Here is a 22,440-nt window from a genome sequence, read left to right as displayed (position 1 = left end):
CGGCCGTTTCCGGCCAGAAGCGCTCGCTCAAAGCCTATCATCGCGACTTGAGCAAATCCCCCCGCGGTTTGGCGGGAGCCCGATGCTAGCAGTTAGGGCACCAGCGTGTAGGCGGGCCAACCTGGAAGATCGCGCAGGATGCGGCTCGTCACCTGCCGACTCAGGTGTGTCGACCAACGGCTTCGTATTGGCATGATATATTGGTCCTGATAATACGAAGCATAGGTTGACATCATTGGACTATGGATTATTCCTGGCCAAAACGACAACCTGAGGGGAGGGCGCGCATGTCGAAGCCTGTCGGTGTCGGCCGCGTGGCCGCGAGCGATTTTCGTCGTCTGGCAAAGCTCCTGGTCGGGACAGCCTTGTCTGCACTTGTCGCGCCGGGGAGCGCCCTCGCCCAAGACCAAGGACAAGTCGGCGAACCGGCGGACGATGATCAGGCGATCGTCGTCACGGGCATTCGCAGCTCTCTCCAAAGCGCTCTCAACGAACGGCGCAATTCGGACAATCTGATCGAGGTCATCCAGGCTGAGGATATCGGCAAACTGCCGGACCAGAACCTCGCCGAGGTGTTGGAGAACGTCACCGGCATCCAGATCACCAGAGAAGCCGGTGTCGGCACCGCCGTGCAAATTCGCGGCACGGACGAGAACCGCACCGAGATCAACGGCGTGTCCACGGTGGGGTCGGGAGCCGGGCGTGGTGGCATCAGCTTCGAGGATTTGCCCGCCGCGCTGATTTCTTCGCTCGAAGTGACCAAAGTCCCGGATGCAGAGACGATTGAAGGCTCAGTGGGCGGTACGATCAACCTCAGGACGCTTCGTCCCCTCGAGTTGAGGGACCGTCTGTTTTCCGTGCGTGTCCAGGGGGAATATAGCGACCTCGCCGGCACGGTCCTGCCGAGGATATCCGGCACGGTCGGCGACAATTGGTCGACCGGCATCGGGGAGATCGGCGTGGTCCTGAGCGGCAGCTATGCCCGCTCGGATGTTTCCGCCTTCCGGCCCCGGGTGGATCGCGATGCGGTGGTGACACCAACCTCCGGCCGCGCGAGCGCCCAGCCTTTTCCGTTCCTGCGCATCCAGTTCTTTGATCAGGACAATGACAATTTCGAATATGAAACCCTGAATTTCGTCGGTTCACTGGAATGGAAGCCGGCCGACAATCTGAGATTCTATTTGGACGGAATCCTCAACAACCAGACCCGCGCGCAGGAAAGCACCAGGGTGCAGATCTCCGGCGTGTCGTCGAACGGGGTGGTCGACAACACGACCAATACCGCCTTCGAAACGATCGACCTGGGCGTCCTCGACGGCCCGGATGGCCCCCGCGATCTCGGCAGCGTCCAGGCCGCGCTTTCGGGCGTGATACGCCCAAACTCGACCGGCGCCCTCGATCCGAATCTCAGAACCGATTCCAATACGGGATCGCGGGAAACGGACAGCCGGGTGTACCGGCTCGGCGGCCAGTGGGAGACCGGGCGGCTGACGGTGCGCGCGGAAGGAGCGCTTTCGACCTCCGATACGACCAACTCCGACTTTTCGACGACGCTCGATTTCATCAACCCGAACCATCTGCCGGTCAGCGCGGCCAGCATCGACAACGGCGTGCCGATCGAGTTCGACCTCACCGGCGGCGTCCTGCAGTTCGGAATCGCCCCGGGATTGTCGACGACGCCGACGACGGCACAGCTGCTCGATCCGGCGAACTATGCGCTGCGCCAGGTCAACCAGAGCCAGGGCGTGGTCGAGAACAGGGAGATCGCCGGCCGTCTCGATCTTTCCTACGACTTTACCGGCGCCTCGCCGTTCGTCACCTCGATCGACGTTGGATATCGCTACAACGAGACGTCGTCCTTCAACGATTCAAATGTCCGCAACGTCGGCCTGACCAACGCCGCCGCCATCAATCGGCCGAGGGCCAACCTGTTCTCGGACATCATGGTCGCGGGTCCGGACAATTTCGGTTCCGCGGACGGGCGGCGGCTGTTCATCCGGGACTTCCTCGTCATCGATCCGGCGCTCTCCTTTTCCGATCCGGCCGCGATCCTGGCCTCGCTCAATGCCGCGATCACGGCGAACAATGCGGCGACGACCGGCCCCGATATTGCGTTGCTCACCACGCCGACCCAGCAGGTCACCGCCTTCTTCGACATCACCGAGGAGACGCATGCCCTTTACGCCCAGGCGAATTTCGACGGCCGCGAGATCGGGCTGCCCGTGCGTGGCAATGTGGGCATCCGCTATGTGCGAACCAATATTTCCTCGCTCGGCAACACCCAGACGGCCGGAAGCAGCGCGGTGACGCCCGTGGTCCGGGACAGTTCCTACGAGTTCTTCCTGCCGCGGCTGAATCTGGTTATCGAGCCGGCCCGGGACTTTCTTGTCCGCGTCGGCCTTTCAAGAGATATCAACCGGCCCGATTTCGACGATCTTTCGACATCGGTGAGCTTCGGCACCGGCCCCAACACCCCCGTTCCGGTGGGCAATCCCGATCTGGTGCCGGAATCCGTCTGGTCGTTCGACATTTCGGGCGAATGGTATTTCGCCCGGTCCGCCTTCGTCAGCCTCGGCTTCTTCCACAAGACCCGCACCAATCTGTTCTCCGAAGTGCGGATCGATCCGTTCCCGGCCCGGGATGCCAATGGCGGGCTCGCCATCGATATCACGCCCCCGTGTGAGCAGGGCGGCATCTTCAACCCGATCGCCGATCGCAACATCAACAATGTGTTGAACCCCGGGACGGGGATTTGCGTGCCCGTGACGACGATCGTGAACGGGGAAGGAAACACGACCCAGACCGGCATCGAGTTCGCCGTTCAATATGATCTCTCCCGATTTGAGGATGTGCTCGGCTTTGCATCGGGCTTCGGGTTCATCGGCAATTACACCTACCAGACCACGGGCGGCAGCGCGCAGAATTTCGCATCGAATTTCCGCACCGCGGACGGACCTCAAGGCGCGTTCACCGATCTGGGGATCATCGGGGCGCAGGATCGCATCACGTTGCCGAACCTGTCCCGGCATTCCTACAACGCCACGCTTTATTACGAGAAATACGGGCTGAGCGCCCGGGCACGCTATACGTGGCGCTCCAGCTATATATCCACCGACTCGTTCTTTTTCGGACTGCCGCGGGTCAACGCGGCGCGGGGACAGCTCAATGCCAGCATCAATTACGACCTGACCGACAATATCAACATCGGCGTCGAGGGGATCAACCTGACCGGCTCGGACGCCAACCAGTTCTGCGTCAACAACAACGCGCTCCTGTGCTTCCAGGGTCTGACAGATCGTCGCATCACCGCTGGCGTGAGCGTGCGATTCTAGACCGGGGCCGCAGTTTCTCTGATCACGCGGCTGGAAGAGATAAAATTTCCAGGAATATTGTTCAGGAAAATTGGTATAGAGCCTGTCGGAAAAATAGATCGCGGAGTTTGTGCGAGCATGGCTACCAATAGACTCTTCCAGTCCGTCGCCGCGCAGATCGTGGAAATGATCGATACGGGCGCATATCCCGTCGGGACACGGCTGCCCGGCGAGCGCGAGCTGGCCGAGATGCTCGGGGTCAGCCGCGTGACGATCAGGGAGGCGGAGATCGCCTTGCAGGCCGTCGGCAGGCTCGAGATCAAGACGGGCTCAGGCGTTTACGTATGCCAGAGCAGGCCGGCCCACGGGGCGGCGCTTCCGAATGCAAGCGCGTTCGAGGTGACCGAGGCGAGGCTGCTGATCGAATCCGAATCCGCTGCTTTGGCGGCCCGCAACATTTCCGATGAAGGAATCGCCCGGCTCGGCGCGTTGATCGAACAGATGCAGTCGGGTGACGAGCATGCGGCAAATGAGGCGGACGAGCAATTCCATCTCACCATCGCCGAGGCGTCGAACAATGCGGTGATGCTTCACACGATCAATTCGCTCTGGCGGATGCGCGAGGAGATCCACGAGGTCAAAGCCACTTACGATGCGGTCTGCGTCCATGATGCGGAGTCGCGAACGGAAGAGCATCGCGCGATTTTCGAAGCCCTCAAGGCGCGCGATCCCGCGGGCGCCCGCAGGGCGATGCGCGAACATTTCCATCGGCTGCTCGAATCCATGCTCGAAGCGACCGAGAAGCGCGCTCTGGAGGAGGTCCAGCAACGCGCGTCGCAAAGCCGGGAGCGCTTTCTCGTGGCTGCAAAAGCGGGCTAGTCGATCGGAAGCGAGACTGCCGTAGCATGGAAGTAAGTGGCGCCAATGTGGCAGATCGGCTGATCGGTCGCGGAATCGGGACCCTGTGGGACGGCAGCTTCTTCCCGTCCGAAAGCGGACCGGCCGCTTTCGGCCAATTGCCACCGTTCAGCGGCCAACGCGACCGTCCACTTTCAACTCGTAGCGGGCGCTATCCTTCTGTCACCGGCAGGAACAAGCTGCGCTTGTAGACCCCGAGCGCCACATTGGTGGTGAAGCGGCGGACGTTGGGATTGTCGGCGATCAGGCGGCTCATCAGGGCGTCATAGGCCTCGACGCCGGGCGCGGTGACGATGAGGACGAAGTCCCAGGCGCCGGTGACGTAGAACACTTCCTGCACCGCATCCTCGTCGGCGAGCCAGGCGCGCAGGCGCTGGAGCAGATCGGGACGCTCGCGCTCGATCTCCAGGCCGACGATGAAGAAGGACGGGCGGCCTGCCCTGGACGGATCGACCGTCGCGACGAGCGAGTTGATCACGCCCTCGGCGCGCAGCCGTTTCAGGCGGCGCTGCACCGCCGAAGCCGAGAGCCCGACCCGATCGGCGAGCACCTCGCTGGTTAGCGAGGCGTCGCGCTGGACGAGGGCGAGGAGGCGGCGATCGAAACTGTCCAATGATGTCGATCCTCGTTCTAGCGGCACATTGTGCGGATAATCTGCGTTATTGAGCCCGTCTTAGCGGATCATTCACCCGATGGGGCCATAATATGCGCTGCATGTGGAACGCCTCACCGGATGGAATCATCGCCGCCGCCGGCCGGATCGACCCGGTCTTTCGCGACATGCCACTGCGCCGCTCGGCCGCGCTCGACGCCTGGTTCGGCGCCGAACTCCTGCTCAAGGACGAGACGGCGAACCCGATCCGTTCCTTCAAGGGACGCCGTGCGACCAATTCCTTCCCCGTCCACCACCTTCTAGAGCCGCACCAGCATCTTGCCGGTATTGGCGCCGCTGAACAGGTCGAGGAAGGCCTGCGGTGCCGCCTCGATCCCGTCGCGGATCGTCTCGCGTGAGGTGACCTGTCCGCCGGCGATCCAGCCGCCCATGTCACGGTAGAAGTCGCCCATCTGGATCAGGAAATCGAGATAGATGAAGCCCTTCATCATGATCCGTGCGCCGATGACTCGCATGATGTAGCGATAGGCGTAGTTCGAGCCGGTATTGTAATCCTCGATCATGCCGCAGATCGCGAAGCGGGCATTCTGGCGGGCGGTGGCGAAGGCGGCATCGAGATGCTCGCCGCCGACATTGTCGAAATAGACGTCGATGCCCTGCGGCGCGGCTTCCATGAGCTGCTTCAGGACCGGCCCCGCCTTGTAGTCTATCGCGACATCGGCGCCGAGCGCCTTCACCCAGGCGCATTTGTCGGCCCCGCCCGCGGAGCCGATAACGGTTATGCCCTTCGCCTTGGCGATCTGCACCACCGCGGAGCCGACGGCACCGGCCGCGGCCGAGACGAAGACGATGTCGCCTTCCTTCGCCTCGGCGACGCGCAGCAGCCCGAAATAGGCGGTGCCGCCGGTCAGCCCGAGATTGCCGAGCCACTGATGCGCCTCGACCGGAAGCGGCGGCACCTTGTTGAAGGTCTCCGCCGGCGCCACCGCCTCCTCGCGCCAGCCGAGCATGTGGAAGACCGTCTCGCCCTCCTTGAAATGCGGCGAGCGGCTTTCGACGACCGTGCCGACCGCGCCGCCGGACATCGGCTCGCCGAGCGCGAAGGGCGGCGTGTAGCTCTTCACGTCGTTCATCCGCCCGCGCATGTAAGGATCGACGGAGAGCCAGGCGTTGCGCACCCGCACCCAGCCGTCCTGGAGGTCCGGCGCCGGCACCGCTTTCAGCTCGAAATCGTCCATCGTCGGCAGCCCGTTCGGGCGCGACGTCAGGTGCCAGGCGCGGTTGGTCATGTCTCTTCTCCCTCGCCCCAGCTTGCGCCGCGGCGAGGGAAGAAGTCAAAGCCGCTATTCGTCGTCGCGATAGGTGCCCGAGAAGCTGCGGTTGAGGATGTGCGGGCCGTCCTGCCCGCTGTCCGGCCGCTCGAACAGGGCGCGGCTGCGGCTCTCCGTCCGCCAGCGCTCGGTCGCCTCCTCGGCGGTGAGGGTCAGCGTCACCTTGTCCTCGACCCGGTCGATCCAGCCGCAGGGGATGGCGTGATGGACGCCGCCGGCGCTCGGGTCGCTCTTGGTCAGGATGATCGTGTCGCCGCGCACCTTGTCGACCGTGCCGACATGGCTGCCGTCGGCGCCGACCACCTCCATATGCTCGGTGACCCGGCCGACCGCCTCGCGCTGGGCGCCGCGGCGGCTGCGCCAGGCGCTGAACTCGCGGTCGAAGCGCGACTGGTTCTCGCGATGATATTCCTCGTAGTCGCTGTCGAGCGCGGCGATCTGCCGGCGCCGCCATGCGGCATAATGCGGGTCGCGGCGGCGGATCGCATCCTCGCGGGCCGCGCCGCCATAACCCGGGCTGAACGCATAGGCCGGACTGGACGGCGAGGAGATCGGATGGGCGCCGTGCGTCCCGGTGCTGCCGACGTCGAGCCGGTCGAAGCGCGGGCTGCCGAATCCGGCATCGAAGCCCGGCCCGCCAGAGCTGACGTCGGAACGGCCGGGCGGACCGTAGCCATGTCCTTCGGGCGCGCCGGGATGGTAGCGATCGTCGTCGATGTAGCGATCCTCGTCGCGCCAGCCTCCCGACCGCGCGGTCTGGTTGCCCCAGCCGCTGCCGAAGGCGGGATCGCCGCGCCATTCGGGTCCGCGCTCGCGCTCCCAGTCCCCGCGGCCCCAATCCTCGTCGCGGCCGCGCCAGCCGCGCGGGCGATACCGGCGGCCGGTCCTCTCGTCATATGCCATTGTTGCTCTCCTGAATCTGCTTGGGATCGAACCCCTGCAAAACGAAGGAGAAATGCCGCGCGTTCCGGCCGATCGGACGGGGCGTGGCCCGCTTTGGCCGGGCCGGCGTCGGCTTTGTTCGCGAAGGCATTGCAACATCGCGAGGCCGCCGCTATCTGGAGCGCCCACCGACGCATGGGGCCGTAGCTCAGCTGGGAGAGCGCTGCAATCGCACTGCAGAGGTCAGGGGTTCGATTCCCCTCGGCTCCACCATCGTCGACATCCGAAATCGCAGCTTGTCCGTCACCGTGCCCCTCGATGTGCTCGGGGGCGTGCTCCGCCAACGGTGCATGATAAGGCAATCGATGCGGGCTCAAGAAGCCCAATAGTCGGCTTGACAATTAAGAAACATGGTTAACGCCGGCACGCGGCACAAAGATATGCCGTAATGACGGTGAACCATTATGCCGTTCCATTGTCCGGTAACTCTCCTCCTTACGGCAGACATATTCAGACGTGGAAATTACATCCGAGTCTAGAGCCATGTGTTGTTTGAATATTGCGTTGCCCGAACGATTCGATAGGATGCGTCCCGCGGGGTGGCCTGTGACCTGAAGCTTGGAGCGGAGGAGTCGATGCAGGCACGATATACAGGGGGCCGTCGCGGCCCGTCGCTGGCGCTGGCCCTGGCGGGCGCCTCGCTCACGGCAATCGCTTTCTCGTCCGAAGCGCAGGCGTCCTGCATACCCGGGCCAACGGCGGGCAATGACGTCATCACCTGCACCATCGCCCCGCCGGATCCCTCGACGCCGCCGAGCAACCTGCAGGCCGGCGACGACACGATCAATCTCCAGGGCGGCACCCTCAACGGGTCGATCTCGGGCGACGACGGGAACGACATCTTCAACCTGAGCGGCGCGACCGTGAACGGGACGCTGAACGGCGGCAACGGCAACGACCAGTTCACCGTCTCCGGCGGCTCGGTGACCGCCATCACCGATGCGGTCGGCAACAACACGCTCACCATGCCGCTGGGCGGCACCGGCATCGTCACCGGCAATGTCAGCTTCGGGCCCGGCGTCGACACGATCAACATGGCGTCGGGCGAGATCCGGGGAACGGTCAGCCAGGGCGACGGGCTCGACGTGCTCACCCTGTCGGGCGGCACCATCAACGAGGTGTTCCAGGGCGGCGGGCTCGACACCGCGACGATCTCGGGCGGGCGCATCGTCAACGGGCTCGAGGACGGCGACTTCGTGACGATCACCGGCGGGCGGATCGGCTTCGTCGAGATGAACATCGCCAACAACGTCGTCACCATGTCGGGCGGCCAGATCGACGGCGACCTCACCGCGAGCTTCCAGAACGACACGCTCAACCTTTCCGGCGGCACGATCGGCGGCCGGGTCGACTTCGGCCGCGGCGCCAACGTGATCAACATGACCGGCGGCACGATCGCCGGCACGATCACCACCGGCGACGGCGTCGACACCTATGCGATCAGCGGCGGCGCCACCGCGGGCGTCAATGCGGGTGCCGGCAACGACGTGATCGGCCTTTCGGGTACGGGCAGCGCCGGCTTCCTCAACGGCGAGGCCGGCGCGGACGCCATCACCGTCGCCGGCGGCACGGTGACGACCGTCGACGGCGGCACGGAGGACGATGCGATCACGATCAGCGGCGGCACCGTCGCGACCGCGCTGGGCGGCGCCGGCAATGACGCGCTCGCCGTCTCCGGCGGCACCGTGACGACGCTCGACGGCGGCGACGGTGACGACGCGATCACCGTCAGTGGCGGCGCCGTGACCGATGTGCTCGGCGGCCTCGGCAATGACGGCCTCGCCGTCTCCGGCGGCAGCGTGGCTGCGCTCGACGGGGGCGACGGCAACGACATCTACACCGTCTCGGGCGGCACGATCGCCGACATCACCGACCTTCTCGGCAACAACTCGCTCACCATGCCCGCCGGCGGGACCGGCGCGATCACCGACGTGACCTTCGGCGCGGGCACCGACAGCATCGATGTTGCCAGCGGCCAGATCACGGGCACCGCAAGCCTGGGCGACGGGATCGACAGTTTCGTGCAGACGGGCGGTACCGTCGCGCAGGTGTCCCTCGGCACTGGCGCCGACACCGCGGCGATCTCGGGCGGCACGCTCGCCACCCTCAACGGCGACGCGGGCGACGACACGATCGCCGTGAGCGGCGGCGCGGCGACCGACATATTCGGCGGGCTCGGCAATGACAGCCTCACCGTCTCCGGCGGCAGCGCCGCAACGCTCCAGGGCGGCGGCGGCAACGACCAGTATACCGTGTCGGGCGGCACCATCGGCAGCGTGACCGATCTCGTCGGTAACAACCGGCTCACCCTGCCCGCGGGCGGGACCGGCACCATCACCGGCGACGTCACCTTCGGCGCCGGGATCGACACGGTCGAGGTCGCCTCCGGCCAGATCCAGGGATCGGTGATCCAGGGCGACGGCGAGGACGTGCTGACCGTGTCAGGCGGCGAGATCAACGAGGTGTTCCAGGGCGGCGGGCTCGACCAAGCCACCATTTCCGGCGGGCGGATTGTCAACGGGCTCGAGGACGGCGATTTCGTGACCATCACCGGTGGCCGGATCGGCTTCGTCGACATGAACATCGCCAACAATGTCGTCACCATGTCCGGCGGCCAGATCGACGGCGACCTCACCGCAAGCTTCCAGAACGACACGCTGAACCTCTCCGGCGGCACGATCGGCGGCAACGTCAACTTCGGCAACGGCGCCAATGTGATCAACATGACCGGCGGCACCGTCACCGGCACGATCACCACCGGCACCGGCATCGACACCTATGCCGTCTCGGGCGGTTCCACCGCCGGGATCATTGCCGGCGCCGGCAATGACGCGATCGGCCTGTCGGGCACCGGCACGGTCGGCGCGATCGACGCGGGCGACGGCGACGACGCGTTCAGCTGGACAGGCGGCACGCTCGCCAGCTTCAACGGCGGCATCGGCAGCGACACGGCGCTGGTCGCCGACGGCGCCGACCTGACCCAGCTCGCCCTGCTCGATGGCGGCGACGATGCGAGCGCTGCCGACGGCTGGGTCGACGTGCTCACCTTCCAGGGCGTTTCGGCCGATCTGCCGACAATCGCCAATTGGGAGGAGATCGCGCTCACCCAGGACACCCAGATCAATATCACGCCGGGCGGGGTCGATTTCGGCGGCGGCAACGTCTCGATCGACGGGACGTCGGGCATCACCGGCGGCCCCGATGCGGGCGGCGAGGTCAGCATCGGCGGCAATCTCAACAACGAGGGCGACATCGTCAGCGAAGCGCCGGTGGACCTCGTGGTCGACGGCGATCTCGACAATGGCGGGACGATCGATCCGGGCGGCGGCAGCGTGGCCATCGGCGGCGAGACCGAGAACAGCGGCACGATCACGTCCGAGGCCCCGATCGACATAACCACCGAGAGCCTCGACAACAGCGGCACGATCGACCTGCCCGGCGGCGGCAGCGTCGCGGTCGTCAACAATCTCGAGAACAGCGGCGAGGTCACCGTCGCGGGACCGACCGACATCGATGTCGGCGGCGACCTGATCAACGAGGAGACGATCGACATCGACGGCACCGGGACGACCGTCGATGTCGGCGGCGATCTCGCCAACGAAGGAACGCTCGACGTCGCGGGCAGCGACGCCGTCGTCACCGTGACCGGCGCGACCACCAATAGCGGCGAGATCGTCGGCGGCGGCGGCGCGGCGGTGATCGACTCCGGCGGCGGGCTGGTCAACGACGGCGTCATCGACCTGTCCGGCGGCGGCACCGGCGACAGCCTGACGATCGTCGGCGATGTGACCGGCACCGGCACGATCATCGTCGATGCCGACATCACCGACACCGGCGGCACCGCGGACACGGTGGCGATCGAAGGCTCGCTCGGCGGGTCGGTCGAGACCGTCGTCAACAATCTCGGCGGACCCGTCACCGCGCCCCCGCAGGAAGGGTCGGGGGCCACGCTGATCAGCGTCACCGAGGAGATCACGGCCGACCTCACGCTCAACCCGCCATTCAACTATGTGCCGGTCGGCCCGTGGCGCTACGAGCTGGTCCAGGAGGGCACCGACGTGCGGCTGGCGCCGCGCTTCGACGATCAGGACGGCACGCCGCTCGCTGCCTATGCGCCGTCGGCCGCAGGTGCGGTGATCGCGCCCGATGCGGTCGTCGGCATGACCGATATGCTGCTGCCGCATATCCGCGAACGGCAGGGCCAGGCCCTGCTCACGGCGCGCAACGTTCATGCCTGGGCCCGGATCGAAGCCGAGCGGTCGGATCTCGACGGCCAGGACTATGCGATCGGCTATGGCCAGCGCAGCGGCATCGCCCAGATCGGCGTCGGGCTGACCCGTCCGGCCGGCAGCGGCGGCGCGATCATGGCCGGCGTCACCTTCGGCGCGTCGCGCGGCGACTGGAACGCGCGGCTGAGGAGCGCGCGCGCCGATCTCGACGTCGACGGCTATGCCTTCGGCCTCTACGCGAGCTGGTTCCAGGATGCCGCGCAGGAGAGCGGCTGGTATGCGGATTTCGTCGCGCAATACAGCCCGTTCGATTTCGAACTCGACACCGGCGCGGGGAGAATCGCCGACTATGAGGGCGATGGCCTGGGCCTCTCGCTCGAAGTCGGCAACATCCTGCGCGCCGGCGCCTGGCGGATCGAGCCGACGGCGCGGCTGACCTGGTTCCGGAGCGATATCGACGGCTTCGTCGGGGTCGACGGCCTCGTCGCGCAAGACAACGAGAATGACCGCATCCGCGGCCGCGCGTCGGTGCGGCTCTCGACCGACACCCCGTTCGGCACCACGGTGATGACCCCCTCGATCCGGCTCGGCATCGCGCACGACTTCAAGGCGGACCCGCAGGTTCTCGTCGGCTTCGACGAGATCGAGACCAATGCGCCGCGCACGGTTGCCGAAGGCGCGCTGGGGTTGAGCCTGAGGCTTGGCGAGGCGGTGCTGGTCTTTACCGAGGCCGAGGGCGGCATCGCCGGCGACTATTGGCGCGCGACCGTGCGGGGAGGAGTCTCGATCCGCTGGTAAGGCGCGTCGCGTTCCGCATCATACAGGGAGGGTTGCGATGAGAAGGTCGATCACTCTGGCGCTGGCAGTGTCGCTCGCCGGCCTGGGCAGCGCCTCGCTGGCCGCGTTTCAGGTGACCACCCAGCCGGTCACGCGGCCGGCGCCCGCGCGTCCGATTCCTCTCCCCCAGCCAGTGCCGGACCGGCCGGTTCCCCTGCCCCGGCCGGTACCGGACCGCCCGGTGATCCAGCCGCCTCGGCCAATCCCGCCGCGCCCGATTCGACCGCCGGTCATCGTCAATCCGGGCTTCGGCACCGCCATTCTCTATACGCAGACCGGCTATCGCGGCCGCTATCTGACCGTCCGGCGCGCGATCCCGGACCTCAGGCGTCATGGCTTCGACGACCGGGCGGCGAGCCTGCGCGGGCGCGGGCGCTGGCAGGTCTGCTCGCGTACCCGGTATCGCGGCACCTGCATCACGGTTCGCGCGCCGCGATCCTCGTTCGGCGGATTGAACGGCAACATCTCGTCGATCCGATATCTGGGCCGCTGATCCGCAGCCGCCGCTCGCCCGCGATCCGGTCTGGACAGCAGCCGCCTGCGGTGATGTCATGCCGAAAACAGGGGAGATGGAGATGGCCGAGGAGAATGCGTCCACCGATCGCCGTGCCGTGCTGAAGGCGGTCGCCGCATCCGCGGCGCTGATGACGCCCGGCGCGGCGCTCGCCCAGGGCCGGCGCGACGGCGACCGCGCGGCGATCCGGCGCGCGGTCGATGCCGGCTTCGAGGAGTCGGTGCAGCGCATCCGCCAGTGGATCGCGCTGCCCACCATCGCGGCCGAGCGGCTCAACATCGAAGAGGGCGCGGACCATATGGCCCGCCTCGCCGCCGAGGCGGGCTTCACCGGCGTGCGCAAGGTGCCGACCGGCGGCGTTCCCGCCGTCTTCGGCGCGATCGACGCCGGCGCGGCGCGGACCGTCGGCATCTATTTCATGTACGACGTGAAGCAGTACGATCCGTCCGAATGGACCTCGCCGCCACTGGAGGCGCAGTTCTTCGATCACGAGCTGGGCCGGGCGATCCGCGGCCGCGGCGCGACCAACCAGAAGGGGCCGGAAGGGGCCTTCCTCGCCGCGCTCCACGCCTTCCGGGCGGCGAACCGGCGCCTGCCGGTCAATCTCGTGCTGCTCGCCGAGGGCGAGGAGGAGATCGGATCGCCCAATTTCCGCAACGTCTTCCGCGACGCCGACGTGCTGGCCGCCTTCCGCCGCGCGGACGGCGTGATCATCCCCGGCAACGGCCAGGCGGCGAACGGCAATGCCGGCATCGAGCTCGGCGCCAAGGGCATCATCGAGCTCGAGCTCGTCGCCTCCGGCGAGCGCTGGGGCCGGGGGCCGACCCGCGACGTGCATTCGAGCCTCAAGGCGCAGGTGGACAGCCCGGTCTGGCACCTCGTCGAGGCGCTGAAGACGCTCACCACCGATCACGGCAACACGCCGGCGATCGCGGGCTGGTTCGAGCGCGTCCGCCCGCTCACTGACCGAGAGCGGGCGCTGATCGCGGAGATCGCCCGGCTGGAGAGCGAGGACGAGGCGAAGGCCGCCTTCGGCGTCTCCCGCTGGATCGACGATCTGCCCTGGCGCGAATCGCTGGAGCGCCTCGCCTCGCAACCAACGGTGAACATCGAAGGCCTCGTCGCCGGCTATACCGGCCCGGGCGGCAAGACCGTCCTGCCGGCGCGCGGCGTCGCCAAGCTGGACCTGCGGCTGGTTCCGGACATGACGGTCGACGATTGCCTGCCCAAGCTCAGGCGCCATCTCGCCCAGCAGGGCTTCGGCGACATCGAGGTGAACATGACCGGCGGCTACGATCCGACCGAGACGCCGGAGGACAGCCGGCTGATCCGGGCGCAGCAGGCGCTGTTCACCCGCAACGACATCTCCTACACGCTCTCGCCGCGCAGCGCCGGCTCCTGGCCGGGCTGCGTCTTCACCGGCGAACCGCTGCGCAAGCCCGCCGGCGGGTTCGGGCTCGGCTATGGCAGCGGCGCCCATGCGCCGAACGAGTTCATGGTCATCGAAAGCCGCAACCCGCGCGTCGCCGGCCTCAGGGAGGCGACGATGGGCTATGTCGATTTCCTCTACGAGATGGCGACAGTGCGCTAGGCGCCGCGGCCGCCCGGTCCCGTTTGCCGACGAAGAAAGCCGCGATGCGGCGAACTGGTCGGGGAGAGAGGATTCGAACCTCCGGCCCCTGCCTCCCGAAGACAGTGCTCTACCAGGCTGAGCTACTCCCCGACCGATACGCGCGGCCTCATGAAAGGCCGGCGGGGCCGGGCGTCTATAGGGACGGCTTGCCGGGAGCGCAAGCGGCCTTGCCGCATTCTTGCGCCCGGCGCTGGCCCACGCTCAATAGCCCTGCTGCTCGAGCGCGCGGATCTCCTCGTCGGTGAGCGGCGGCTTCTCGCCCGAGGGCGGCGCATTGGGATCGGGCTCGGGCGCGTTCGGGTCGACGAGCGGCTGGAAGCCGTTCGCGGAATAAGGCGGATTGCCCAGCGTCTGGTTGAGCTTGCTCATTGCGGCGATCACGCCGATCGCGACCATCAGCAGCGACAGGCCGATCAGGATGAAGACCGCGGCCTGGGAGACGCCGCCGCGTTTCTGCAGCGCGTCCAGCTGGGCCTCCCGCGGCAGCACTGAGGTCTCGGCGATCAGCCGCCGGACATGGTTGCGATACCAGTGGTTGCCGAACGTGCCGGTGACGAAGGTGAAGCCGATGGTGATGAACAGCGACGCCTGGCTGAAGCCGGGATTGGTCGCGCCGAGCGCGCTCACCACGATGCTGGCGAGCACCAGCAGGACGAGCGGCAGCCACATCTTGCGATAGGCGAACCAGTAGCCGCTGAGGAGGCAGGCGGGCCAGTTCCAGCTGATCGCCGAGCGCTTCTCGTCCATCTGCCGCCAGCGCTGGAGATAGAGATCGGCATTGGGGCCGATCGCGGCGCGCATCAGCGCCTCGTCGGCCGGCGGCGGCGCAGCGGCGGCCATCAGCGGCACCGGCGCGGCCTGCGGTGCCGCGGGCGGGGGAGATGGAGGCGGCGGCGGAACATAGGCCGGAGCCGCCGGCGGCGCCGTGTCGGGCGGCGTCGTGGTCGGCGCGGCGTCGACCGGCACCCCGGCGACCGTCTGCACCTCGCGCGCGAGCCGGGCGAGGCTGGCGTCACGGCCGGGGCCGAACGCGTCGGTCCAGTGGCGGATCTTGAGGAAGAAGGCGAGGCCGGCGGCCGGCTGGATGTCGCTCATCCGGACCGGGAAGATCGGCTTGCCGTTGCTGAACGCCATCTCCGTCTCGGCGCGCACGTAAGGCGAGCGGTTGGCCTTCTCGCTGACCAGCACGACGAAGGCGATCGACGTCTCGATCGCCTCCTGGAGCTGCTCGGAGTAATCCTGCCCCGGGCGCACGTCGCGCGGCGCGATCCACGCCTTCGCGCCCTTCGATTCGATGAAGGCGGCGAGCGCGTTCGCGTCGTCGCTGTCCTCCGATCCGTGGCTGACGAAGACGTGGCCGGTCATGATGTCTCTTCAGGGGGTTGTTGCCGCGCGAGGCTATCCGCTCGGGAGCCGGCTTGGCAATGGCCGAGACTCAGCGGCCGCGTGCCCCGAGCATTTCCGCCAGCGCGACGAACTTCTCGCGCGGGTTCCCCTCGCGCGCCCGCGCGGTTTCGGCCGCCTCGATCTTCTGCCAGTCGCGGAAGGTGACGATGTCGACCTGCCGCGCGGCGAGCAGCCGGTCGAGCCCCGGCCGCCCCTCCTTGCCGCCGCCGGTGCCGATGTCGGCGGCAATCTTCTCGGCGACCTCGTAGCCGTCGGGCCGGTTGGTGCCGATCGTGCCGGTCGGGCCGCGCCGCGCCCAGCCGACGCAGTAGAGGCCCTCGCCAATGGCGCCCTCGCAATTGGCGAAGCGGCCGCGGTCGGCCTCGTAGGGCACGCCCTCGATCGGCGGCGTCTGGTAGCCGATGCAGGTGACGACGAGGCCGCAGTCGATCGCATAGGTCTCGCCGGTGCCGATCGCGGCGCCCTTCTCGTCGAGCCGGGTCCTCTCGACCAGCAGGCGCTCGACCCGTCCGGCCCCCTCGATCGCGAGCGGCTTGGCGAAGAAGTCGAAGACGATCGTCTTGGGCTTGCCCCCGGGCAGGTTCGCGAACTCGCGCAGGTGCGTCACCGACTTGCGCTGGCCGGGCTCGAGCAGCGCATCGTCGATCGCGGGCGGGAAGTCCCCGGGCTCGACCTGCGGCACGGCCTCCTCGAGATGGCCGAGCTCGCCCAACTCCTTGGGCGTCATTGCGATCTGGTGGGGGCCCCTGCGGCCGAGGATGTGGATGGTGCGGATGGCGGCGCGGCCCAGCGCCTCGAAGGCATGGCCGACGATGTCGGAGCCGGCGAACTCGGCCGGCGTCTTGGAGAGGATGCGGGCGACGTCGAGCGCGACGTTGCCGTTGCCGATCACCGCGGCGGCGGCGACATTGAGCGGGGGATCGAGCTCGGCGAAATCGGGATGGCCGTTGTACCAGCCGACGAAGGCGGCCGATCCGATCACCCCGTCGAGACTGGCGCCGGCGATCTCCAGCGGCCGGTCGTGCGGCGCGCCGGTGGCGAGGATCACCGCGTCGTAGAGCGATTGGAGCTCGGGGATCGAGATGTCGCGGCCGACCAGCACGTTGCCGACGAAGCGGACATTGTCGCTGAGCGCGACCTTCTCGTAGCGCCGATAGACCGCCTTGATCGACTGGTGGTCCGGCGCGACGCCGAAGCGGATCAGACCGTAGGGCACCGGCATCCGATCGATGATGTCGACCCGGACCTCGTCGCCGAACTGCTTCTGGATCGCTTCCGCGCTGTAATAGCCGGCCGGGCCCGACCCGATCACCGCGACATGACGCATGGCCTCTCCCGTCCCCGCCTTCGCTGCGGCGATGCTAGCGTTTTCCCTGCGGTTGGAAACCCCAAAGGAGAAACCGTCTCCCGATCGGTGCGGCGGGCGGGCCCTTCGACTTCGCTCAGGACAGGCGGAAGTTTCATAACGTCCCAATGTTCGCGGTGCCCATGGGGCTTCCGGCGCCCGGGTCTCCGCGTTCGGCGCGGTGGGGCGGGCGGGCGGGATGCGTTTCCATCCGTCGGCTTGGATCAGAAGAAATCCTATTTGTATCCAACAATCGTGCCGGGAGGATTGGAACCTCGGCCGGATCCGGACAGGATAAGCGATGGATCGGACAGCCGGTCAGCCGCGCGATCCCGATTTGTCCTCCAGCAGCGCCGCCCCGCCGCGCTTCAGCGCCAGCTCGATCGCCTTGCCGAAGAAGCCGAGCGCCGGCGGCAGCAGCACCTCGACGCGCACGAACGTGTCGCGCACGTCGAGCACCGCATTCACCTCCTGCCCCATCGCGGCCACCTGGAGCCCGAGCCGGTCGCCCTGCCAGGCGGCGCGCACGTCGGCGGCCACCGGAATATGGTCCTTGAGCGTCCCGATCTTCCCGTCGATCCGCCGGCGCGCCTCCTCGGCGCCGAGCTGGTGGGGGACGTCGACGGTGAGAGGTGTATTGGACATGCACTACAGTGTAGCGCAGGCAGCCCTGGAATCCGAGCCTTTTTGGTGTCGCCGGATCAGGCCTGGTAGGTGTCGCAGCTGCGCGGCGTGATGCGGCCGAGGTTCCGGAGGCTCTGGTCGACACGCTGACGTACGTTGAACGCGTTCTGGTGGCGGATCTGGCGACCGGCCAGCGGGCTCGCCGGAATGATCGGCTGATAATTGTAGACGACCTCGGCCATCATGATCGCGGTGCCGGCGCGCGCCGCGATCTGGTTTCCGTTGGGGCCGACCGCGGTCGCCGTCGAGCGATCCGGGCTGCTCGGGTTGGCCGACACGCTGGTGCGGTTCGCCGCGAAGATCTCCGTTCCATTGGCGATGGTCGCCCCGCTGGCGGTAAGCGGGCGCCCGTAGCTGGGGTCGGCGCGCAACGCGCCGACGCAGCGCTGCCAGCGAATCCATTGTCGCGTGCCGTCCGCCGAAAGCTCGATCGAATAGAGAATGATCCGGCCGTTCTGCGCGAAGCCGATCCCGTCGCCGGTCATCTTGGCACCGTTCATCAGCTCGACGACATCGGCTTCGTCGATGCTGTCGCGTATGCGCGCCGCGCCGTCGGCCGTCATCACCGAGATATTGCTGACCCGCATGCGGGCCATCGCATAGTTTGCCATCTCCATGCCGGTCATGCCCACAAGGAGCATGAGCGGCAGGGCGAAAGCGAACTCGGTCATCGCGATGCCACTGTCACAACGGCCAAGGCCGCGGGTTGCGGGACGCGCGCCGGGGCGTCGGAAGAGGCGGGTCATGGCATGCATGCGATCGGCACCATGGTACGCCCGGCGAAAGGCTGGTTGCGCAGCATCGTGTTCATCCTGATCGTCTCGTTGTCGCTCCAGCCGAACAGGTTCGCCGCCGGCAGTATTCGCGAATAGGTAAGCGTGATCTCGTAGCGCACGACGTCCTCCGCGCCACCAAGCCCGGCGCGACCAGCAAAGCTGGTATCGTGGCTACCGTTCACGACATAGTCGCGCCAGCAGTCGCCGCTGTTCACCTGATTGAGAGGCGCGGTGTCCGTGATGAGTGGCTCGCCCGATCGGATATCCGAATACTCCTGATAATTTCTCGAGTCGATCTGGACGGTCGATCGCCTACCGAAATGACCGAGGCGAGCCCGAACGCGCGTGTCGATCTGGGCTTGCGTCATCCCGCCGACCGTCGCCATGCGAGCGGCTTCGAGAAGAGCGCCCTGCACAACCGCGGCGGCATAGGCGCGATAGCCGAGCTCCAGCACACCGACGAACAGGACGCACAGCACCGGTACCACGAACGCAAATTCGACGAGCGTAGCGCCGCGAGCATCGCGGGCGAAAGTATGAAGGCGTGCCGCTGACATCATTGCGTCAGCCTGAGCGCGCCGATCTGACTTCCGATCTCACGGAATCGGGCGATCAGTTGGTCGCGATTGGCGGCGGTGAACGCATGGTTCGCGCTGCTTGCGCAATCGAGCATATGCGGCTGCATGGTCGAACCAAAGGCGATCACCCAAACCTGCGCATTGGTGCGCGCAGCGGAACAGACCATCCTGAACCTCTGCATGTGCCGGTTCTCCATGCTGCCCTGGATGGTTCCGGTCGAGTCATCGTCGCGGGGCGTCGGCGTGCCGCCGACGCGATGCTCGAAAACCTCGGGACCATGGAACGTGAACACGTCGGTGTTCGCATCCATGACGCCGTCCGTCATGAAGATGATGTGCCGCGCCACCGGCATGCCTGCAAACGTGTTTGGGCTGTCGGCGAAGATGCCGGCATTGGAAATCATCCGCGCACCCCAGATCATGCCAATGTCATGATAGGTGTTGCCGGTCGGTTGGAGCGCGTTGACATAAGCGAGCAGGTCGTCACGCGTCCAGGCTTGAAGACGACGGGCCGCTGCAGGGCAGGGCGCGTTGTTCGCCTGATTGACCCGGTCGCCATCCGGTTCGATTCCCCAGTAGAGCTGCGGAATCATCGGACGCCATAGCGTCCGCGGATCGTCTGGGTCCGGGATGAGATCGATGTTGAGATCGAAGGCATCAGCCGGGATGGTGGTCCCCGACGTGCCGGTGATGGTTGAAACGGTATCGCGCTCTTGGATGCAACCGTTCCAAGTAGCGGTGGTGGTGTTCATACCGGTGCCAGCTTGTGCGAGCTCGATGGGATCGTAGGAACCGCCGACCAGCGTCTGACCGCCACGATTCGTCGCATAGGTGATGGTGGTCCCCATCTTGTATTGGCTGACGTCGAGCGGCTCTTCCTGATAGGTATAGCCGGTCGAAAGATAGTGGTAGCCAGTGACCTCGTACTCGGTATTGGTCTGCACATAGCGCCGCCGGCAGCTCATCCGGTTGTCGCTCCCGCCCGTGCTGCTGTCAGACGCACCGGACCATCCCCAATCCTGGCCTGCGGTTTCATTGTTCGAGAAGGCGCGGGTCCATGTGGCTTGCGGGGCGGGGCCGCCGCCCGTGGTCGCGCTGGGATTGAAGGTCCGGTTGGTGCCGCCGGCTGTGTAGGTGAACCTCTCGTTCAGTCCGTACTTGTCGCATTGCAATTGGGTAATTGCACGACCATTGTCGAACACCTGCTCCTGAGCCGGGCTCGGCGGCTGCACCTCGCCGGTATATTCGGCGATCTGATTGTCATAGTTGGCAACGCGCGATTGATACGTGACGCTATCCGCGAGGAAATCCGCATTCGCCTCGCGTATGAGGGCGCCAACATTCACCGTCGTCGAATAAGGCACGACGCCGTAGCGCAACCTGAGGCTGTTTGCCTCCAGCTGGGTCTGGATCGGCCGCAACTCGTCGTAGAACGCCATGACGGCGTCTCTCAGCGAGACGATCTTGCGCGTGCCGTTCAAGGTATCGTCCATCGAACCCGTGACGTCGAGCACGAGCATCACGTCCGTGTTCACGAAATTGAGCGACGCGTCGCAGGTCACGTTGAGCGGGATGCTGTCGAAGCCGAACATGCTCATGATCGTGTTCGGGATGCGGGTGCTCGCGGCCACTCGGACGGTGCCCGCGCTTGGCCGCGTGACGTTCGGCGTGAAGGCCGTGGTCTGATACAGGCCCTGCCGGAAGTTGAACGCGAAGAACCGCCGCGCCTCGTCGATCACGGTCTGGTTGAGCGTGTCGTTCTGCATGATCCGCCGCCCGGCGAGGGCACCGGCGTCGCAGGCGCTCTGCAGGCGAGCCTTGGCCATGTAGGCGCGGCTCATGTCGATGCCCGAGCCGATCATCGCCAGCAATGGAAACAGCGCCGCCGCGACGATCGCCAGCGTGTTGCCACGCGCGTCCTGGCGCAGGCGGGTCAGAAAGCCCGGGCCGCGGGCCGGTGTCGGCGCGGCGCTGCGGCGATCCTGATCGTGCATCTGGGTCCCTCCCGGGCCCATTTCGGGCCCATGAGACACCGCCATTGCGCAGCTTTGGCTAACCTTCCTTCAAGCGACGTGGTTAACGCGATGTTGAGGCCGGACCTGCGGCTTGCCGCCGCTCAGGCGCCACCGATCACCGGGGTGCAAGAGGTCGGTCTTGCGGATATGGTGGCCGCATGCGCCGCGCCTTCGCTCCCCTCGCTGCCGTCCTCATCACCCTCTCCGTCGCCCCGGCCCTGGCCCAGGAGCTTCCCGACGGCCAAAGCGAGGCCGATTATCGCGCCTGGCTCGATGCCGCCCCGGGGCGCCGCGGCGAGGTGATGTCGTTCGAGGCGTGGCAGGACGCCGCCGGCGTCCGCAACGTGCTGCCGACATATCAGGTGATCCGCACCGCCAGCATGTGGCGCCCGTGCGGCGGCGCGCCGTTCGAGGTGCCGCCGTTCACGCTCTGGCCGGGCATGACCAGGACGCTGCGTTTCATCCGCGATCATGTGAAGCCGGCGGTCGGCGAGGTCGAGGCGGTCTCCGGCTACCGCAATCCGGTGCTCAACGTCTGCGCCCGCGGCTCGGAGCGCAGCGCCCATCTCGATTTCTTCGCGATCGACCTCGTTCCGCTGCGCCCCACCACGCGCCGGCAATTGTTCCGGGAGCTGTGCCCGATGCACGCGCGCTACGGCCGGGCGGACGGCGTCGGCCTCGGCTTCTACGCCTTCACCCGCTTCCACATCGATACGCGCAGCTTCCGCCGCTGGGGCGCCGCCGGGCCGGGCGGCAACGAAAGCCCCTGCGCGGTGCTGGAGCGCGGCGCCGACCCGGAGGCCCCGCCGCTGCCGCCCCCGCCCGTCGTCACGATGCCGCCGCAGTCCCAGCCGACCCAGCCGACACCGCAACCTATGCCGCAACAGCCCTGACCGGCTTCTCCTAGCGCGCCTGCACCCGGATCAACGGCAGCGTGCCGCGCGCGAAGCGCGAATAGGTCATGTCGACCGCGGCGATGTTGCGCCGCTGCCCGCGCAGGTCCTGTGCCGGCGTGCAGGTGCCGGCATTCAGTACCCGCCGGACCGGCAGCTCCTGGCGGCCGCCATTCTCGAACCGCACGGAGAGCCGGGTGAAGTTGATTGCCCGGTTGATCGCGCACACCCGGATCTGCCGGTCGCGGGCATTGCCGCGCAGCCGGATCGTGTCGCGGTCCGATCCGCGGCTCACGGTCATGTAGCCGACGGTCCGCCAGCGCCTTTGCGCCTCGGCGACGCTCGGCACCACCAGCGCCGCGACGGTGAGCGACATCAGGGCTGCAGGCAGGATATGCATGACCGGTCTCCCTC

At 66.9% G+C, this 22,440-nt stretch carries 16 protein-coding genes and 2 tRNA genes; 7 read left to right on the top strand and 11 right to left on the bottom strand.

Annotated elements, in window-relative coordinates; all coding sequences use genetic code 11:
• The first annotated feature begins 287 nt into the window (after positions 1-287).
• Together RCO27_RS12825 and RCO27_RS12820 are read left to right on the top strand one after the other, a co-directional pair.
• Entirely contained in the window at positions 288-3,332 is a 3,045-nt protein-coding gene (locus RCO27_RS12825; protein WP_309003056.1) for a TonB-dependent receptor, read from the top strand.
• 57 nt (positions 3,333-3,389) lie between these two features.
• Entirely contained in the window at positions 3,390-4,190 is an 801-nt protein-coding gene (locus RCO27_RS12820) for a FadR/GntR family transcriptional regulator (RefSeq protein WP_309003055.1), read from the top strand.
• A gap of 190 nt (positions 4,191-4,380) precedes the next feature.
• Here the strand turns inward: RCO27_RS12820 and RCO27_RS12815 are convergent, their stop codons facing one another.
• From RCO27_RS12815 to RCO27_RS12805, 3 genes are all read right to left on the bottom strand, one after another.
• Positions 4,381-4,842 carry an Lrp/AsnC family transcriptional regulator gene (locus RCO27_RS12815; protein WP_309003054.1) on the bottom strand — a complete coding sequence of 154 codons (462 nt, stop codon included), beginning with the start codon at positions 4,840-4,842 and terminating at the stop codon, positions 4,381-4,383.
• A 299-nt stretch (positions 4,843-5,141) separates the two neighbouring features.
• Complete coding sequence (locus RCO27_RS12810) at positions 5,142-6,131, bottom strand: NADP-dependent oxidoreductase (RefSeq protein ID WP_309003053.1); 990 nt, start codon at positions 6,129-6,131, stop codon at positions 5,142-5,144.
• A 54-nt stretch (positions 6,132-6,185) separates the two neighbouring features.
• On the bottom strand, positions 6,186-7,076 hold the full coding sequence (locus tag RCO27_RS12805) for a DUF2171 domain-containing protein (protein WP_309003052.1): 891 nt from the start codon (positions 7,074-7,076) through the stop codon (positions 6,186-6,188).
• A 176-nt stretch (positions 7,077-7,252) separates the two neighbouring features.
• Between RCO27_RS12805 and RCO27_RS12800 the strand changes: the two genes are divergently transcribed.
• The 4 genes from RCO27_RS12800 (at position 7,253) to RCO27_RS12785 (ending at position 14,286) form a co-directional block, all read left to right on the top strand.
• A tRNA-Ala gene (locus tag RCO27_RS12800) sits at positions 7,253-7,328 on the top strand.
• Between the two features lie 362 nt (positions 7,329-7,690).
• A complete protein-coding gene (locus tag RCO27_RS12795) occupies positions 7,691-12,142 on the top strand; it encodes an autotransporter outer membrane beta-barrel domain-containing protein (protein ID WP_309003051.1) in 4,452 nt (1,483 codons plus the stop codon).
• Between the two features lie 37 nt (positions 12,143-12,179).
• On the top strand, positions 12,180-12,674 hold the full coding sequence (locus RCO27_RS12790) for a beta/gamma crystallin-related protein (protein WP_309003050.1): 495 nt from the start codon (positions 12,180-12,182) through the stop codon (positions 12,672-12,674).
• 58 nt (positions 12,675-12,732) lie between these two features.
• Positions 12,733-14,286: a M20/M25/M40 family metallo-hydrolase gene (locus RCO27_RS12785; RefSeq protein WP_309003049.1), complete on the top strand. Its 1,554-nt coding sequence runs from the start codon at positions 12,733-12,735 to the stop codon at positions 14,284-14,286.
• Between the two features lie 55 nt (positions 14,287-14,341).
• On the opposite strand, the gene RCO27_RS12780 is transcribed toward RCO27_RS12785, so the two are convergent.
• From RCO27_RS12780 to RCO27_RS12750, 7 genes are all read right to left on the bottom strand, one after another.
• Positions 14,342-14,418 (bottom strand) — tRNA-Pro (locus tag RCO27_RS12780).
• Between the two features lie 111 nt (positions 14,419-14,529).
• On the bottom strand, positions 14,530-15,693 hold the full coding sequence (locus RCO27_RS12775) for a TIR domain-containing protein (RefSeq protein WP_309003048.1): 1,164 nt from the start codon (positions 15,691-15,693) through the stop codon (positions 14,530-14,532).
• 70 nt (positions 15,694-15,763) lie between these two features.
• Positions 15,764-17,062, bottom strand: a complete 1,299-nt coding sequence (locus RCO27_RS12770) for an FAD-dependent oxidoreductase (RefSeq protein ID WP_309003047.1) — start codon at positions 17,060-17,062, stop codon at positions 15,764-15,766.
• A gap of 336 nt (positions 17,063-17,398) precedes the next feature.
• A complete protein-coding gene (locus RCO27_RS12765; RefSeq protein ID WP_309003046.1) occupies positions 17,399-17,725 on the bottom strand; it encodes a polyhydroxyalkanoic acid system family protein in 327 nt (108 codons plus the stop codon).
• 56 nt (positions 17,726-17,781) lie between these two features.
• On the bottom strand, positions 17,782-18,435 hold the full coding sequence (locus RCO27_RS12760) for a TadE/TadG family type IV pilus assembly protein (RefSeq protein WP_309003045.1): 654 nt from the start codon (positions 18,433-18,435) through the stop codon (positions 17,782-17,784).
• A gap of 71 nt (positions 18,436-18,506) precedes the next feature.
• Entirely contained in the window at positions 18,507-19,100 is a 594-nt protein-coding gene (locus tag RCO27_RS12755) for a pilus assembly protein (protein ID WP_309003044.1), read from the bottom strand.
• Positions 19,097-21,112, bottom strand: a complete 2,016-nt coding sequence (locus RCO27_RS12750; protein WP_309003043.1) for a Tad domain-containing protein — start codon at positions 21,110-21,112, stop codon at positions 19,097-19,099. Before RCO27_RS12750 ends, RCO27_RS12755 begins: the two co-directional genes overlap by 4 nt.
• A 179-nt stretch (positions 21,113-21,291) precedes the next feature.
• Here RCO27_RS12750 and RCO27_RS12745 point away from each other — a divergent pair, with 179 nt between their 5' ends.
• Positions 21,292-22,026, top strand: coding sequence for a hypothetical protein (locus RCO27_RS12745; RefSeq protein ID WP_309003042.1), 735 nt, complete (start codon positions 21,292-21,294; stop codon positions 22,024-22,026).
• Between the two features lie 10 nt (positions 22,027-22,036).
• On the opposite strand, the gene RCO27_RS12740 is transcribed toward RCO27_RS12745, so the two are convergent.
• Positions 22,037-22,426: a hypothetical protein gene (locus tag RCO27_RS12740; protein WP_309003041.1), complete on the bottom strand. Its 390-nt coding sequence runs from the start codon at positions 22,424-22,426 to the stop codon at positions 22,037-22,039.
• Positions 22,427-22,440: the final 14 nt, after the last annotated feature.

Source organism: Sphingosinicella sp. LHD-64 (assembly GCF_031157375.1).
Taxonomy (GTDB): Bacteria; Pseudomonadota; Alphaproteobacteria; order Sphingomonadales; family Sphingomonadaceae; genus Allosphingosinicella.
This window is presented reverse-complemented; position numbering and strand designations above follow the sequence as displayed.

Excerpts from the sequence above, each read along its gene's own strand:
- RCO27_RS12825 (WP_309003056.1), top strand. The coding sequence starts at position 288 with ATGTCGAAGCCTGTCGGTGTCGGCCGCGTGGCCGCGAGCGATTTTCGT.
- RCO27_RS12810 (WP_309003053.1), bottom strand. The coding sequence starts at position 6,131 with ATGACCAACCGCGCCTGGCACCTGACGTCGCGCCCGAACGGGCTGCCG.
- RCO27_RS12805 (WP_309003052.1), bottom strand. The coding sequence starts at position 7,076 with ATGGCATATGACGAGAGGACCGGCCGCCGGTATCGCCCGCGCGGCTGG.
- RCO27_RS12795 (WP_309003051.1), top strand. The coding sequence starts at position 7,691 with ATGCAGGCACGATATACAGGGGGCCGTCGCGGCCCGTCGCTGGCGCTG.
- RCO27_RS12790 (WP_309003050.1), top strand. The coding sequence starts at position 12,180 with ATGAGAAGGTCGATCACTCTGGCGCTGGCAGTGTCGCTCGCCGGCCTG.
- RCO27_RS12785 (WP_309003049.1), top strand. The coding sequence starts at position 12,733 with ATGCCGAAAACAGGGGAGATGGAGATGGCCGAGGAGAATGCGTCCACC.
- RCO27_RS12775 (WP_309003048.1), bottom strand. The coding sequence starts at position 15,693 with ATGACCGGCCACGTCTTCGTCAGCCACGGATCGGAGGACAGCGACGAC.
- RCO27_RS12770 (WP_309003047.1), bottom strand. The coding sequence starts at position 17,062 with ATGCGTCATGTCGCGGTGATCGGGTCGGGCCCGGCCGGCTATTACAGC.
- RCO27_RS12765 (WP_309003046.1), bottom strand. The coding sequence starts at position 17,725 with ATGTCCAATACACCTCTCACCGTCGACGTCCCCCACCAGCTCGGCGCC.
- RCO27_RS12760 (WP_309003045.1), bottom strand. The coding sequence starts at position 18,435 with ATGACCGAGTTCGCTTTCGCCCTGCCGCTCATGCTCCTTGTGGGCATG.
- RCO27_RS12755 (WP_309003044.1), bottom strand. The coding sequence starts at position 19,100 with ATGATGTCAGCGGCACGCCTTCATACTTTCGCCCGCGATGCTCGCGGC.
- RCO27_RS12750 (WP_309003043.1), bottom strand. The coding sequence starts at position 21,112 with ATGCACGATCAGGATCGCCGCAGCGCCGCGCCGACACCGGCCCGCGGC.
- RCO27_RS12745 (WP_309003042.1), top strand. The coding sequence starts at position 21,292 with ATGCGCCGCGCCTTCGCTCCCCTCGCTGCCGTCCTCATCACCCTCTCC.
- RCO27_RS12740 (WP_309003041.1), bottom strand. The coding sequence starts at position 22,426 with ATGCATATCCTGCCTGCAGCCCTGATGTCGCTCACCGTCGCGGCGCTG.